Origin of the sequence: Proteus sp. G2626 (assembly GCF_009915985.1) — a bacterium.
In the GTDB taxonomy this organism is placed as follows: Bacteria; Pseudomonadota; Gammaproteobacteria; order Enterobacterales; family Enterobacteriaceae; genus Proteus; species Proteus vulgaris.
Genome location: NZ_JAABNH010000027.1, coordinates 644,029 through 660,495 on the forward strand (window position 1 = coordinate 644,029; position 16,467 = coordinate 660,495).

Genomic DNA, 16,467 nt, shown 5'->3' on the forward strand with positions numbered 1-16,467 from the left:
CAGTTGTATGAAACTCAGACTTAAAAAACCATTAGTCGCGCTTCTTGTTTCTGCGTTGCTATCAACATCAGTCGTACCAGCACATGCTGCAATTGATATTGAAGACTCCTTACCTGATATGGGAACCACAGCAGGTTCAACGCTGAGTATTAATCAAGAAATCGCTATGGGTGATTACTATACTCGCCAACTGCGAAATAGTGCACCATTAGTTTTTGACCCATTACTTTCTAACTACATTAATAATTTAGGGCAAAAACTCGTTTCTAATGCCAATTCAGTAAAAACCCCCTTTCACTTCTATTTGGTTAACAATCCCAATATTAACGCGTTTGCTTATTTTGGGGGAAATATCGTTTTGCATTCTGCACTCTTTCGTTATAGCCGAAATGAAAGTGAATTAGCCTCTGTTATGGCCCACGAAATCACGCATGTTACACAACGTCATTTAGCACGAATGCTTGAAGATCAAAAAAAGACATCACCACTTGCACTTGCAGGGGTGTTAGGTTCTATCTTGATTTTTATGGCAAACCCCAATGCTGGGCTAGCGACCTTTACGGGAAGCATGGCGGGGATGCAGCAGAATATGATCACGTTTACACAAATGAATGAGCAAGAAGCTGATCGTATTGGGATACAAATACTCTACAGAGCTGGATTTGATCCCAAGGGAATGCCTGATTTTATGCAAATTCTTGCCGACCAGGTCCGCTATAGCTCTAAACCGCCTGAAATGTTATTAACGCACCCTTTACCAGATAGCCGATTATCTGATGCGAGAAGCCGAGCTAGTCAATATCCTGCACGCCAACTTCCTCAGTCAGCTGATTTTCTGTTTGCCAAAATGCGTGTACTCGCCATGTTAAATAAAAATCCCGCCTCAGATAACGCATTTCAAACTACGCTTGATCAATTTAAGCAAGGCACTGCTATTGAAAAATCAGCAGCTAATTATGCGCAAATATTAATTTACTCTCGTGATCGTAAATTTGATGAAGCACGAAAACTGCTAACTCCAATGTTAGAAAAAGAGCCTAATAATATTTGGCTTATTGACGCGATAACCGATATCGATTTAGAGCAAAATCGGGCGAGAGATGCTGTCGCAAGATTACAATTAGCATTAAAACAAAAACCAAATAACAATGTCATTATTGCTAACTTAGCCAATTCCTACATGCATAATAAGCAATATAACGAAGCGAATCGACTGCTTTACCGTTATACATTTGATAACCCAAGTGATCCCATTGGTTGGCAATTAATGGCAGAAAACGCTGCTAAACAAGGTGATAGAGCTCATGAATTAGCAGCTTATGCGGAAGATTTAGCACTCAGAGGTGACTTTGAAACAGCGATCCGTTATCTAGGTGATGCAAGTAGACAAGTTAAACTAGGCAGTAATGATCAAGCACGCTTTGACGCGCGTATTGACCAGTTAAGAAAAATACAACAAAGAGACAGTCAATTTAAATAAGGGACAACATGACCAAGAAAGTGACGATTTATCATAATCCACGCTGTTCAAAAAGCCGTGAAACCTTACATTTACTAGAAGAAATGCAAATAACCCCTGAGGTTATTCTCTACTTAGATACAGCACCTTCAGTCGCAGAACTTAAAATACTTCTTAAGGCATTAGGTTTTGATGATGCAAGAAAATTAATGCGCACAAAAGAAGATAGCTATAAAACGCTCGAACTTGCTGACGAAACATCACAAGATGCATTAATCCAAGCAATGCATGACAACCCTAAGCTTATTGAGCGTCCTATTGTGGTTGTAGGGAATAAGGCCCGTTTAGGCCGCCCACCAGAGCAAGTGAAAGAGTTATTTAGCTAAGAGTAGAAAATTAAAGCCTATACTTAGCGATGTGTGAGATAGGCTTTATTCTTTTTGTTTTATCATTAATACCGCAACCGTTTACTCTCTTTTCCCTATTTAGACGTAAATCACCAAATGTTATTAAATTGTAATCACCTAAATTAATAAAGTGTTCTTTATTTCTTCAACAGGAAAAAAGTAATCTCTTTTTGCTTTCAAAAAAATTCATCTCATTTTCATATTTTTTATGGCTAATAAATCATCATTTTTTGAAATGTCTATCAAGATCACACAATACCGCTATAGATCACCTTAAAAAGAAAAAATAATCATTTGTTTCATTTATATTGTGACTCAAGTCTCTTTACACAAATACGTTCCTACATATCATGGGCATCAGAAAATATGATAGCAGAGTTGATAAACGCTAAATTCTCGCCAAAATATTTTTTCATTATCATCCAAGAAAAAATTTAACAAAAAAAATACATTTTAAATAATACTGCAATACAGCAATAAACTTTCAATTTGTTATTTACTCTATCTCTTCTTTGGTTGTTAATTTTTAAATTGATGACAATTAATCGATATGAAATGAAGTTATAGATGTATGTGAAATAAACAACGTTATAGCCAACATTACGGGCAATTAAAACCAACCAATCATCATTATGATGTCGGGTGATTGCTAGGCTAATAGGAAAACAGATGAATATCGTACTTAGATTAAAACTTGTCTCATTCCTCCAATTCTTTATATGGGGATCTTGGCTGGTCACATTCGCCTCGTACCTCTTTGGAGAACTGCATTTTAAAGGTAGTGATGTTGGGCTTATTTTCAGTGCTCTTGGACTCGCCTCACTTATCGCACCTGTCATCATGGGATTTATTGCAGATAAAATAAATAACCGCAAATTAGTGTTTATTACCCTGCATATTTTTTCTGCATTAGCATTAGTGTTGATGTCGCAAATGACAACAGTCACCACACTATTTTTTGCTACCCTGTTGCATTTATTGTTCTTTATGCCAAGTATTTCAATGGCAAACAGCATCATCTTTGAACTATTAGAGCAAAAACATTTAGAGCCTAATAACTACTTCCCCAAAATTCGTGTTTACGGCACCGTCGGTTTTATCGCTGCTATGTGGGTTATTAGTTTCTTAGGTCTAGGAAATAGTTATCACCAACTCTTTGTTGCAGCACTCGCCTCTCTTGTTTTAGCTGTATTTGCAATGTTCTTACCTGCAACTAAATCAGCTGATGAAAATGAAATTAAAATGGAAGAAGCCGCATTTAGTCTTTCAAATATCTTACAGGTGTTTAAAAAGAAAAATGTCGTTGTTTTCTTATTCTTCGCAACTCTATTAGGCTCAGTACTGCAAATTACCAATACATTTGGTGTACCTTTCCTACAAGATATTGCACAATCTCCAAATGCGGATGATTCATTCTTTGCACGTTATCCTTCTGTATTCTTATCTATTTCACAAATTTCAGAAGTCGTGTTTATTCTATTCCTGCCTTTGTTACTAAAACGTGTAAGAATCGAAACTATTGTTTTATTTAGTATGATTGCTTGGATTTTACGTTTCGGTTTCTTTGCTTATGGCGACTACACATCATTAGGCCAAATCGTATTATTATTATCAATGATTGTGTACGGCTGTGCGTTCGACTTCTTTAATATTTCAGGTTCATTATTCTTAGAAAAAGAGATCCCATTACAATATCGTTCAACAGCACAAGGCATGTTTATGACCTTGGTGAATGGTTTTGGTACTTATTTGGGCGCAATGTTAAGTGGCTGGGTCATTGACTTATATACCACCAATGGTGCTGTTGACTGGAAATCATTCTGGTTAATTTTCACAGGCTACACTGTTGCAATTACTGTACTGTATCTGATTTTCTTACTGATACCTCAAAAGAAAGCCAAAGTAGTAGAAGCTCACTAATTATTTAACCCTCCTCCTTTATTGTTTGTATTTCTCGCCGCTTGCCTTTTACAAAGACAAGCGGTTTTTTTTATTGTATCTAATACAAAACATCGCCATAACAACATGATTTTTTAGTAGGTTTTAATTTAGACGATAGAGGCGAGCTTGCGTTATTTACCTTGCCTAACACGATGAGAAATAGCATTAACAAAGGTAAAGCTAAAGTTTAAGAATATCTTTCACGAAGGGAATAGTGAGCTTACGTTGAGCAACAATAGATGCGTGGTCAAGCTCATCGAGCATTTCGAAGAGTGTCCGCATTTTTCTATCCAGGCGTTTTAATACAAAGCGCCCCACATCTTCAGGTAATTCAAACCCACGAAGCTTTGCTCTCAATTGCAATGCTTGAATTTTTTCTTCATCGCTTAATGGCTGTAAACGATAAATTTGCCCCCAATCCAGTCGAGAAGCAAGATCAGGAAGTTGTAATTCGATTTGTCGAGGTGGTCTATCCCCGGTAATTAATAAACAAGTTCGACCATGCTCTAAAACGCGGTTATAAAGATTAAATAAAGCGAGTTCCCACTCTTCATCTCCCGCGATACATTGAACATTATCGATACAAACTAACGATAAATGCTCCATACCTTCAAGGACATCGGGAACAAAATAGGCTCGTTTATCAAGTGGCACATACCCAACAGCATCACCTTTTAATGAAAGTTCAGCACAAGCAGCATGTAATAGATGGCTCTTCCCACCTCCGTCGCGGGACCAGAAATAGATATAACTGCCATGAGATTGATGAATGGCGGTTTGGATTGCCGCGACTAACGACGCGTTTTCTCCTGCATAAAAGCTATCGAATGTCTCATCGTCGGGCAGAGATAGTGGTAATGATAGCTGTGACGGCGTATTCAGAAGCACCTCACCTGAATAGTTTAATAAACGCGGAGATTCTAACACAAATTCTCACAAGGTCAGAACCAATATTAAAAAAGCACATTATACTGATGAAGATAACAGCAAAATTATCCTGATAAGCCTATTTTGTATACTTCTCATACTTCCTGTTGTCACCTAGCCGTAGCTAAAATTATTTAGCGCAAAATCCGAAACGAATTCTTTGTTTAATTAATCATCTTTATTATTTGAATTTTAATTTCGCAACATCATTACCTGACGGCTGTTGATAAATATCGAGCTTAAAATATTTAGCTGATGCGTTTATATACTCAAAAATTTCAGATTGTGTTTCTTCATATTCAACCCAAGTCGTTGCTCGAGTAAAACAGTATAACTCTACAGGTAATCCCATTGGAGTTGGTGGCATTGTTCTGATCACCAAATACATATCAGGTCGAACATCGCCACGCATTTTTATCCAATTTAGCATGTACTTTCTAAATAGCTGTAAATTGGTCACCCCTTTTGTTTCTAACCATACATTAATATCACCAATTTCTTCTTCTTTGCCTTCAAGCATCGCTTCTATGCTCTTACGAAGAGGTACAGTATTTTTTAATTCAAGAACCAACTCTTCCGTCGCAAATGAAATAGAAGATTGGTCAATATAAAAGCTACGTTTAATCCGACGTCCTCCTGATGAAAACATCGGTTGCCAGTTAGTATATTTTTCTGTCAAAAAATCCTTTGTCGGAATACGTGAAATCGTGTTATCCCAATTACGTATGGTGATGGTGTGTAATGCGATATCAATCACCTCGCCACTGATATTGCTACTTGGCAATTCTATCCAATCATAAAGCTTTAATACTTTGCCGTTTGAAATAAGAATATTGGCAACAAATGAAATAAGAGTATGTTGAAAAACAAACATTAATACCGCAGCAATAGCACCAAAGCTTGAGATAATAATAAGTGGTGATTGCTCAGTAAAGAGAGCAATAATCAGGATAAAAGAAATTATCCAAACGACAATTTTGGCAATTTCAATATAACCTTTGATAGAATTATTCCGATGCCATGCTTTTTTTGCATGCCTAATATTAAAGATATCAAGGGCATTATTAAGCAATGAGGCAATATTGATAATAATAAAAGCTCGAGCAACCGTCTCAAAGATCACATTCATCTCATGTGAAAAAGATGGTAATAACTGATTAATATAGAGAACTAATGTTACCGCAACGATAGAGGCACTCTTTTTAGCGATATCTTCAATAGTTTCTTCATCTGAAAGTTCAGTAAATAAAAAAAGCAATCGCTTTGCTATTCTGCGGAAAATCATCTTGGCGAAAAACCAGACTACCAGTAGCACAATAACTAAAAATACTGTGGTAAAAATCTGCTTTGATGTAATGAAATCATAAATTTCAATCAGCTTTTCCATAAATTGCGTTATACCTTTTTTGAGACGCATCCCACCTTAAAACAAACATCATTCAAATAGCAGATAAGATGTCTATTTCGCACAAGAATTAGCCCCCATTGTCTCATTTATTTTATTTAAATAAACATCATGATTGAATTAATGATGCTTTTCTAAGTTTTAAACACTTAAAATATCAAAAATCTTAGTTTTTCATATTAACATAAAAGTAAAGTGCAATAAAAAAGGCGGAAATTATCCACCTTTTTCATTAACTTCAGCATATCGCTTATTTTTTATTTGCTGTACCACTTACCGATTCAATGGTGTTATCCACTAATTCTGTTTCAGGGCGAACAATGCTGACTAGTTTAAAGACTAAACTTAAAACAATACCCACGATGGTTGCTAATGCCATACCTTTTAATTCAGCAGCACCAATTTGAATGGAAGCACCGCTCACACCGACAATCAGAATAATAGCCGTTAATATCAAGTTTTGTGGTTTATTGTAATCAACTTTCGAATCTAACAAGACACGAATACCTGAAGCTCCAATAACACCATAAAGTAATAAAGATACTCCCCCCATAACTGGAACAGGTACGGCTGCAATAGCTGCGGCTAGTTTGCCGACACAAGATAATAAAATGGCGAGAATTGCCGCACCACCAATCACCCATGAACTATAAACTTTAGTGATAGCCATCACACCAATATTTTCACCATAAGTCGTATTTGGTGTTGAACCAAAGAAACCCGAAATAATGGTAGAGAAACCGTTTGCGAACATAGAGCGATGTAAGCCTGGATTTTTCATTAAATCACGTTGTACTATATTTGCTGTAACAACAAGGTGTCCAACGTGTTCCGCAATAACCACTAATGCTGCGGGTAAGATAATAAAAATAGCACTCCATTCAAAACGCGGAGAATAGAACGTAGGTAGTGCAAACCAGTTAGCTTCTTTAATTGGGGTAACATCAACAACGCCCAAGAAAAAAGAGAGCGCATAACCTGCTAACACCCCGATAAGAATAGGAATAATAGCAAGGAATCCTCTAAACATCACAGAACCTAAGATAGTCACACCTAAAGTAACCATAGAAATAAGCAATGTTTGGCTATCAACTGGCGCATCTGCACTGGGTAATAAGCCCGCCATTCCGGCTGCCGTTCCTGCTAACTCTAGTCCGATGACGGCAACGATTGCGCCCATTGCCGCAGGAGGGAACATCACATTAATCCAGCCTCGTCCTGCTATTTTTACAATACCTGCCACAAGACAAAATAACACGCCACAGACGATGAATCCCCCAAGAGCTAATTCATACCCTAATGGTAAAAGTAAAAGTACTGGTGAGATAAACGCAAAACTTGAACCCAAATAAGCAGGAATGCGTCCTTTACAAATAAAGAGATAGAGCAGGGTTCCGATCCCGTTAAATAATAATATTGTTGCCGGATTAACTTTAAATAAAATTGGCACAAGTACGGTAGCGCCAAACATTGCAAACAGATGTTGAAGACTCAACGGGATTGTTTGTAATAATGGTGGGCGCTCTTCTACCCCGATTGCACGACGAGTCATGCTTACGACCTCTCTTTAATATGAATGTGAAATTGGTTTATATTTTCTAACTATAGAACAAGATAAAGCGAAGAAGTGGTCCAAAAAAAAGCCGACTATCAAAGTCGGCTTAATTATTATTTTGTACCAAATATCTTATCACCCGCATCGCCAAGACCTGGAACGATGTACCCATGCTCATTAAGATGGCTATCAATTGATGCAGTATATAGCTCTACATCAGGATGAGCTTCTTCTAATGCTTTAATACCTTCAGGGGCAGCAACCAGTACTAATACTTTAATTGAAGTACAGCCCGCATTTTTTAATAGATCAATTGTGGCAATCATAGAGCCGCCTGTTGCTAACATAGGGTCAACAACAAGAGCCATACGCTCTTCAATATTGGATGCTAATTTCTGGAAGTAAGGGACGGGTTTTAAGGTTTCTTCATCGCGGTAAACGCCAACTACACTGATTCGGGCACTAGGAATATTTTCTAATACTCCATCCATCATCCCGATACCTGCACGGAGGATAGGAACTACTGTGATTTTTTTTCCTTTAATCTGTTCTATCTCTACCGGACCACACCAACCTTCAATTGTTACCGTCTCTGTTGCTAAATCGGCGGTAGCTTCATACGTCAGTAGACTGGAAACTTCTGAAGCCAGTTCACGAAAGCGCTTAGTGCTTATATCATGATCTCGCATCAGCCCCAATTTATGTTGAATGAGTGGGTGTTTTACCTCAACGATCTTCATAATTTCTCCTAATGTACGACGCAGCCTGACAAAAAAATCGCGAGATTATACCGCTTTTTTGCCAACATTCCATCGTTTTTCTATTGATTTTGATCAAACGCACAGCTTTTAACCGCACCAACATGAATAATTGTGACCTAGAAAGAAGATCCTCGCAAACGTTTGCTTTGCCTGTTAGAATAACGCTCGCACACATTTTTTTCTTAACAGCAACTTGCCGTGAGGGCTCTACGTGACTAACAAATCCTCTCTCAGCTATAAAGATGCCGGTGTCGATATTGATGCAGGTAATGCTTTAGTCGATCGTATCAAAGGTGTAGTAAAAGAAACTCGCCGTCCTGAAGTGATGGGCGGTTTAGGTGGTTTTGGTGCATTATGTGCCATTCCATCTAAATACCGCGAACCTATTTTAGTTTCAGGCACCGATGGTGTGGGTACAAAACTCCGCCTTGCGATGGATTTAAATCGCCATGATGACATCGGTATTGATTTAGTCGCAATGTGTGTCAACGATTTAATTGTTCAAGGTGCCGAACCCCTTTTCTTCCTTGACTACTATGCCACAGGAAAATTAGATGTCGATACCGCAGCTCGTGTTGTAACGGGTATTGCTGAAGGCTGTAAGCAATCAGGCTGTGCATTAGTGGGCGGTGAAACAGCAGAAATGCCGGGGATGTATCACGGTAATGATTATGATATCGCTGGCTTTTGTGTCGGCGTAGTTGAAAAATCAGAGATTATTGATGGTAGCAAAGTTAAAACTGGTGATGCATTAATAGCTCTAGCATCCAGTGGCCCTCATTCCAATGGTTATTCATTAGTCAGAAAAATTCTTGAAGTCAGTAATACACAAGCGGACAGTACTCCACTTGGTGACAAATCACTCGCTGATCACCTATTAGCACCTACACGTATTTACGTGAAATCACTGCTGTCATTAATTGAAAATGTTGATATTCATGCAGTTGCACATATTACTGGTGGGGGATTCTGGGAAAATATTCCTCGGGTACTACCAGAAAATACGCAAGCACGTATCGAAAGTAAAAGCTGGGAATGGCCTATTGTCTTCAAATGGTTACAAGAAGCAGGACAAGTCAGCACGCATGAGATGTATCGCACCTTTAACTGCGGTGTCGGACTGTTAATTGCTGTTAACCCAAATGATGTTGAAAAAACATTAACTCACCTTGCTGAATGTGGTGAAAATGCATGGCTTATCGGTGAAATTGCGCCACAAGCGACAGGTGAAGCACAAGTTATTATTAACTAATGAAAACATGTGAATGAAAAATATCGTTGTCCTTATTTCAGGAAACGGCAGCAACCTACAGGCGATTATTGACGCCTGTAGGGCAAATAAAATCACAGGTAATGTGGTTGCTGTCTTAAGCAATAAAGCGAATGCTTATGGCCTTGAACGTGCAAAACAGGCTGATATTCCGGCTTATTTTGTTGATCCAACCCAATTTAATGATAGCGCTGATTACGATAAAGCGTTAATTGAAAAAATTGATGTTTATCAACCTGATATCGTGGTTTTAGCGGGTTTTATGCGTATTTTATCACCTGCTTTTGTCGCTCATTATCAGCATAAATTATTAAATATTCATCCTTCTTTGCTCCCCAAATACCCAGGATTGCATACTCATCGCCAGGTTTTAGCGAATAAAGATCCTTTTCATGGCGTTACCGTCCATTTTGTCACTGAAGAACTTGATGGTGGCCCAATGATTATTCAAGCGCGTATTCCGGTTTTTCCCGATGACACTGAACAATCATTACAAGCTAGAATACAAATAGAAGAGTATCGTATCTACCCATTAGCGATCCGTTGGTTAGCTGAAGACCGATTGACAATGAAGAACAATCAAGCTTATCTTGATGATATTGCACTGTTCGACAATCTTGATTAACTATTTCGTTTAAGCTAAAAAGTCACATTGTGCTACACTGTAGCCCGCGTGACTTTTTTTGTGTCACCCTTTTCTCTTTTTATTCAATGCATTCACCGAGGTGCTTATGTCCGGTGGTAAGAAAGTTCCACCTATAAAATTACGTCCTCTCGAACGAGAAGATCTCTCTTTTGTCCATAAACTTGATAACAACGCCAGCGTGATGCGCTATTGGTTTGAAGAACCTTATGAGGCTTTTATTGAGTTAAGTGACTTATATGAAAAACATATTCACGACCAAAGTGAACGCCGTTTTATTGCTGAAAGTGAAGGCACTAAAGTAGGGCTTGTCGAGTTGGTTGAAATTGATTATGTTCACCGTCGTGCCGAATTTCAAATTATCATAGCACCTGCACATCAAGGTCATGGCTATGCAGCACGAGCGGCAAAATTAGCCATGGATTATGCTTTTTCTGTTCTTAATTTATACAAACTCTATTTAATCGTTGATAAAGAAAATGCTAAAGCGATTCATATTTATGAAAAGCTTGGTTTTAAAAAAGAAGGTGATTTAATAGATGAATTTTTTGTTAACGGTGCTTATCGTTCTGCAATTAGAATGTGTACATTCCAAGCACCTTATTTTGAGCAAAAAGCCAAAGAAGCGAAGCCCGAAAACTTTGTCAAACCGGGTGCGACTATTAAGCAACATGTCTGATTTATTCAGATATTAAGATTTAACTTTAACCCTAGTTGGAGTTCAGATGTCCCAGGAACGACTCTATATTGATAAAGAAATCAGTTGGCTTGCGTTCAACGAACGTGTATTACAAGAAGCTGCTGATAAACGAAACCCGTTAATTGAAAGAGTCAGGTTTCTGGGGATCTACTCAAATAATCTTGATGAATTTTATAAAGTCCGTTTTGCGGATGTCAAACGTCGTATTTTAATTAATGAGGAGCGAGGCTCTCGCTCTGCCTCAAGCCATGCTCGTCATCTTATCAAAAAAATTCAATCAAAAGTGGCTAAGGCTGACCAAGAGTTCGATGCTTTATATAACGATTTATTGCTCGAAATGGCACGAAATCAAATCTTCTTAATTAATGAGCGTCAAATCTCGCCTAATCAACAAATCTGGTTACGCCAATATTTTCGTCAAAATTTAAGAAAACACATTACGCCCATTTTAATTAATCCTGAAACTAATTTGGTTGAGTTTCTTAAAGATGACTATACCTATTTAGCCGTTGAAATTGCACAAGGGCAAACGATTCATTATGCTTTATTAGAAATTCCATCTGATAAAGTTCCTCGCTTTGTGATCCTACCTACTGATCAAGGACGCAGTAAGAAAAAATCCATGATTTTATTGGATAATATTTTACGTTACTGCCTTGATGAAGTTTTTAAAGGCTTTTTTGATTATGACTCATTAAATGCTTATTCGATGAAAATGACGCGAGATGCAGAATACGATCTTGCGACAGAAATGGAATCTAGTTTACTGGAAATGATGTCATCAACCTTAAAGCAACGCCTTACCGCAGAGCCTGTGCGTTTTGTTTATCAACGTGATATGCCAGATGAAATGGTGGCGTTACTGCGCAGTAAATTAGGTTTATCAAATAACGACTCCGTTATCGCAGGCGGGCGTTATCATAACTTTAAAGACTTTATTAACTTTCCAAATGAAGGCAGTAAATTTCTCTTAAATAAACCTATTCCGCGTTTACGTCATATTTGGTTTGATAATTTTCGTAATGGTTTTGATGCCATTAGGGAACGAGACGTCTTACTTTATTATCCTTATCATACCTTTGAACATGTGCTGGAGTTGTTGCGCCAAGCCTCTTTTGACCCAAGCGTTATTTCAATCAAAATCAATATTTACCGTGTTGCAAAAGACTCTCGGATTATCGATTCCATGATCCACGCCGCACACAACGGTAAACGCGTCACTGTGGTTGTCGAGTTACAAGCTCGTTTTGATGAGGCCGCCAATATTCATTGGGCAAAACGCTTAACAGAGGCTGGTGTTCACGTTATTTTCTCTGCACCGGGTTTAAAAATTCACGCAAAATTATTTATCATTTCTCGATTAGAAAATGGCGAAATTATTCGTTATGCCCACATTGGTACTGGGAATTTTAACGAAAAAACAGCGCGTCTTTATACTGACTATTCGCTATTAACAGCAAATACTGAAATAACCAATGAAGTACGTCGCGTCTTTAGTTTTATTGAAAACCCTTACCGCCCTGTTACTTTTGAGCATTTGATGGTTTCACCTCAAAATTCACGAACTCTTTTAAACCAATTCATTACTAATGAAATTCACAGTGCTCAAGCCGGGCATCCTGCTGGCATTACTTTAAAAGTGAATAATTTAGTCGATGAAGAGTTGGTTAATCGCCTTTATGACGCATCAGAAGCTGGTGTGAAAGTCCGACTTTTAGTGCGAGGCATGTGCTCTTTAGTGCCTAACCAGCCAGGATTTAGTGAAAATATTCAAGTCACCAGTATTGTTGATCGCTTTTTAGAACACGATCGCGTTTATGTTTTCACCAATAAAGGTGATGAGAAAATTTTCTTATCTTCTGCCGATTGGATGACGCGAAATCTTGATTATCGTATTGAAGTTGCGGTGGCTTTACTTGATCCTCAACTGAAACAACGCGTTCTTGATATATTAGATATTCAATTTAATGACACCGTTAAAGCGCGTTTTATCGATAAAGATTTAACAAATAGCTATGTTCCTCGTGGAAATAAACGTAAAATTCGTTCCCAGCTTGCTGTCTATGAGTACATTAAATTGTTAGAACAACCCGGATCACGAGCGTAATTTTATGCCTTTATCACAAGATGACTCTTCACCTCGTCCTTTAGAAATTGCGGCTATAGACCTCGGCTCTAATAGTTTTCATATGATAATTGCACGTGTTGTTAATGGCGCATTGCAAGTATTAAGTCGCTTAAAACAGCGCGTTTATCTCGCTGATGGTCTTGACGATGACAATGAGTTAAGCGAAGAAGCTATGTTACGTGGACTTTCTGCCCTTTCTCTTTTTGCTGAAAGGTTACAGGGCTTTCCTGCAGAAAATGTGACCGTTGTCGGTACGCATACATTGCGTGTTGCTACTAATGCAAAAGTCTTTCTTCAACGGGCAAAAGAAGTCATCCCTTACCCTATAGAAATTATTTCAGGACATGAAGAAGCCCGACTTATCTTTATGGGCGTTGAACATACGCAATCTGAAAAAGGCCGAAAGCTTGTTATTGATATTGGTGGTGGCTCAACGGAATTAGTTATTGGTGAAAATTTTGAGCCTATATTAATTGAAAGCCAACGTATGGGTTGTGTCAGTTTTAGTCGCCAATTTTTTCCTGAACAAAAAATCAGCGAGTCTGCTTTTCGTAAAGCACGAGAAAAAGCTGCGCGTAAAATGGAAAAAATAGCATGGCAATACAAAATGACCGGCTGGGATGTTGCTTTAGGGGCATCAGGTACGATTAAAGCTGCTCATGAGATCTTAGTTGAGTTTGGCGAAAAAGACGGTGTTATCACACCTGAACGCCTACTTATGTTAACAAAGCAAGTGTTACGTTTTAAAAGATTTAAAGATATTTCGTTACCGGGATTATCTGATGAGCGTAAGCATGTTTTCGTACCCGGTTTGGCGATTTTATGCGGTATTTTTGATTCTTTGGGATTAAAAGCGCTACACCTCTCCGATGGAGCACTACGTGAAGGTGTATTGTATGAAATGGAAGGTAGATTTCGCCATCAAGATATTCGCCAACGTACAGCCAAGAGCCTTGCCGAACACTATAATATTGATAGAGAGCAAGCAAAGCGGGTGCTTGAAACGATGCAATCCCTTTACGAGCAATGGGCGCAACAAAACCCAAAACTCGTTCGCCCTGATCTAGAAGCCATCTTGGTTTGGGCGGTTATGTTACACGAAGTCGGATTAAGCATTAATTTAAGTGGGTTGCACCGCCATTCAGCCTATATTCTTTCAAATACAGATTTACCGGGTTTTAATCAAGAACAACAACTCTTATTAACAACCTTAGTTCGCTATCACCGTAAAGGGATTAAATTGGATGAGCTACCTAAATTTAATCTTTATAAAAAGAAACAGTATTTCCCACTCGTACAAATACTGAGATTAGCAACTTTACTTAATAATCAGCGACAATCGACAACAAAACCAGCATCTTTGCGTTTAGTTACTGATGAAAATCATTGGACTCTTTATTTTCCTAAAAAATATCTTTCCGATAACACATTGATGGAATTGGATTTAGAAAAAGAACAAGAGCATTGGCAGTCAGTTCCTGGCTGGAAACTGGATATAAAAGAGGAATCTGCTTAACAATATGATATTATACAGAAAAAGACGCTATCCAATGCGTCTTTTGTTGCATCTATCTTACAACCACTATCACATAACAACATGGGTTTGATTTGTGACCACAATATGAACATCATCGACGCAATATTGTTCAAGATTCATATTTTTTATACGGAGAAAACCGATAATCATCCTAAAATGGAATAATTATTGTTAATGGTTATCTCCCTCGTAAGAATTAAAAAGGAATAACATGTCTCAACCAGCTATCAACAATGATACTGCGGCTGCCATCAACCCGTATTCACAAAAAGTGGCACTCCTGCGTCAGCAAATTTTGAGTATCTTTCTTGAAGATGATCATTTTGTTGAAACCGTTTTAGGGGAAGCAAGTGAAAATGATAGGCTGAGCCACCATGAACTTCATGAAAAAATCACCACTGTTCGAGAATTACTACAAGATCTACACGCGGCAGATATTGCAGATATTCTTGAAGCCCTTCCCTATGACGAACGTCTCGCATTGTGGCATTTGGTTGATAATAATGAACGTGGTGCTGTTTTAGTCGAAGCGTCTGTCGCCGTTTGGGACAGCTTAATTAAAGATATGACCGACCGTGAATTATTACGATCGGTTGCCACATTACATGTGGATGAGCAAGCGTACATTGCAGAGCACTTACCCCGCGATACAATGCGTCGCCTTCTTACCTATTTAGAACCAAGCCTGCGTAATAGGATAAGAGAAGTCCTGCAATATCCCAAAGACAGCGTGGGTCAAATGATGGACTTTGAGTTCGTCACTGTGCGAGGCAATGTAACGCTAAAAACCGTACAACGCTATTTACGCCAACGAGGCTCTATTCCTGAAGCAACGGATAAAATTTTCGTTATTGATAATAAAAATCATCTGTTAGGCGAACTTCCATTAACCACTGTTTTAACGCAATCTCCTGACAAACTTGTCTCAGATGTAATGAAAACAGATACTGTGAGCTTTATGCCCGAAGAAAAAGGCGAAGATGCTGCGGGCGCGTTCGAACGTTATGACTTAATTTCAGCTGCTGTTGTTGATAGTAATGGTCTTTTAATGGGTCGATTAACTGTTGAAGATATCGTTGATAACATGCACGAAGAGAGTGATACCAATATTCGTCGTATGGGGGGGTTGAGCCCAGAAGAGGACGTTTTCGCTCCAGTCGGACAAGCCGTTAAAACACGTTGGACTTGGCTTGCTATCAACTTATGTACCGCTTTCGTTGCTTCCCGTGTTATCGGTGTCTTTGAAGATACTATCTCGCAATTAGTTGCGCTTGCCACACTAATGCCAATTGTTGCAGGTATTGGGGGTAACACGGGTAATCAAACTATTACAATGATTGTACGTGCCTTAGCACTGCACCAAATTCAAACCGGAAGCTTCTCATTCTTAATTTTAAGAGAGCTTGGCGTCGCCTTAATTAACGGCGTTGTTTGGGGGGGGATAATGGGGATTGTCACCTTCTTCCTTTATGGTGACCTTGCTATGGGTGCCGTAATGACAATGGCGATGGTGCTTAATCTCTTAATGGCCGCTATGATGGGTGTGTTAATCCCAATGATCATGATTAAATTAGGTAAAGATCCAGCAATTGGTTCAAGTGTCATGATAACGGCTATTACCGATACTGGTGGCTTTTTTATCTTCTTAGGTTTAGCTACTATTTTCCTAGTTTAAAATAAAGCTTATTACACTAACGCCACTGTGAATAAAATACAGTGGCGTTTTTTTGTGTA

The 16,467-nt window shown here is 38.4% G+C and carries 13 protein-coding genes; 9 read left to right on the forward strand and 4 right to left on the reverse strand.

Annotated elements, in window-relative coordinates:
- Positions 1-7: 7 nt before the first annotated feature.
- From GWJ05_RS15475 to GWJ05_RS15485, 3 genes are all read left to right on the forward strand, one after another.
- On the forward strand, positions 8-1,480 hold the full coding sequence (locus GWJ05_RS15475) for a beta-barrel assembly-enhancing protease (RefSeq protein ID WP_087802199.1): 1,473 nt from the start codon (positions 8-10) through the stop codon (positions 1,478-1,480).
- An 8-nt stretch (positions 1,481-1,488) separates the two neighbouring features.
- Positions 1,489-1,845, forward strand: coding sequence for an arsenate reductase (glutaredoxin) (gene arsC, locus GWJ05_RS15480; RefSeq protein WP_036936077.1), 357 nt, complete (start codon positions 1,489-1,491; stop codon positions 1,843-1,845).
- Positions 1,846-2,535: 690 nt separating this feature from the next.
- Positions 2,536-3,786: an MFS transporter gene (locus GWJ05_RS15485; RefSeq protein ID WP_036936074.1), complete on the forward strand. Its 1,251-nt coding sequence runs from the start codon at positions 2,536-2,538 to the stop codon at positions 3,784-3,786.
- Between the two features lie 201 nt (positions 3,787-3,987).
- On the opposite strand, the gene hda is transcribed toward GWJ05_RS15485, so the two are convergent.
- From hda to upp, 4 genes are all read right to left on the reverse strand, one after another.
- Positions 3,988-4,695 (reverse strand): DnaA inactivator Hda, encoded by a 708-nt coding sequence (gene hda / locus GWJ05_RS15490; RefSeq protein ID WP_036938961.1) that lies wholly within the window; start codon positions 4,693-4,695, stop codon positions 3,988-3,990.
- Between the two features lie 220 nt (positions 4,696-4,915).
- The gene (locus tag GWJ05_RS15495) at positions 4,916-6,121 is read right to left on the reverse strand and encodes a mechanosensitive ion channel family protein (RefSeq protein WP_036938960.1); all 1,206 of its coding nucleotides are present in this window, start codon (positions 6,119-6,121) and stop codon (positions 4,916-4,918) included.
- Positions 6,122-6,389: 268 nt separating this feature from the next.
- Complete coding sequence (gene uraA, locus GWJ05_RS15500; RefSeq protein WP_036936071.1) at positions 6,390-7,691, reverse strand: uracil permease; 1,302 nt, start codon at positions 7,689-7,691, stop codon at positions 6,390-6,392.
- Between the two features lie 116 nt (positions 7,692-7,807).
- Complete coding sequence (gene upp, locus GWJ05_RS15505; RefSeq protein ID WP_036936069.1) at positions 7,808-8,434, reverse strand: uracil phosphoribosyltransferase; 627 nt, start codon at positions 8,432-8,434, stop codon at positions 7,808-7,810.
- A gap of 232 nt (positions 8,435-8,666) precedes the next feature.
- Between upp and purM the strand changes: the two genes are divergently transcribed.
- The 6 genes from purM (at position 8,667) to mgtE (ending at position 16,408) form a co-directional block, all read left to right on the forward strand.
- Entirely contained in the window at positions 8,667-9,707 is a 1,041-nt protein-coding gene (gene purM, locus GWJ05_RS15510) for a phosphoribosylformylglycinamidine cyclo-ligase (RefSeq protein WP_036936066.1), read from the forward strand.
- A gap of 13 nt (positions 9,708-9,720) precedes the next feature.
- Positions 9,721-10,350, forward strand: a complete 630-nt coding sequence (gene purN / locus GWJ05_RS15515; RefSeq protein WP_036936063.1) for a phosphoribosylglycinamide formyltransferase — start codon at positions 9,721-9,723, stop codon at positions 10,348-10,350.
- Positions 10,351-10,456: 106 nt separating this feature from the next.
- Positions 10,457-11,047, forward strand: coding sequence for a spermidine N1-acetyltransferase (gene speG / locus GWJ05_RS15520; protein WP_036936060.1), 591 nt, complete (start codon positions 10,457-10,459; stop codon positions 11,045-11,047).
- Positions 11,048-11,093: 46 nt separating this feature from the next.
- Positions 11,094-13,175, forward strand: coding sequence for a polyphosphate kinase 1 (gene ppk1 / locus GWJ05_RS15525; protein ID WP_036936058.1), 2,082 nt, complete (start codon positions 11,094-11,096; stop codon positions 13,173-13,175).
- Between the two features lie 4 nt (positions 13,176-13,179).
- Positions 13,180-14,712, forward strand: coding sequence for an exopolyphosphatase (gene ppx, locus GWJ05_RS15530; protein ID WP_036936055.1), 1,533 nt, complete (start codon positions 13,180-13,182; stop codon positions 14,710-14,712).
- Positions 14,713-14,944: 232 nt separating this feature from the next.
- A complete protein-coding gene (gene mgtE, locus GWJ05_RS15535) occupies positions 14,945-16,408 on the forward strand; it encodes a magnesium transporter (RefSeq protein ID WP_036936052.1) in 1,464 nt (487 codons plus the stop codon).
- Positions 16,409-16,467 lie beyond the last annotated feature (59 nt).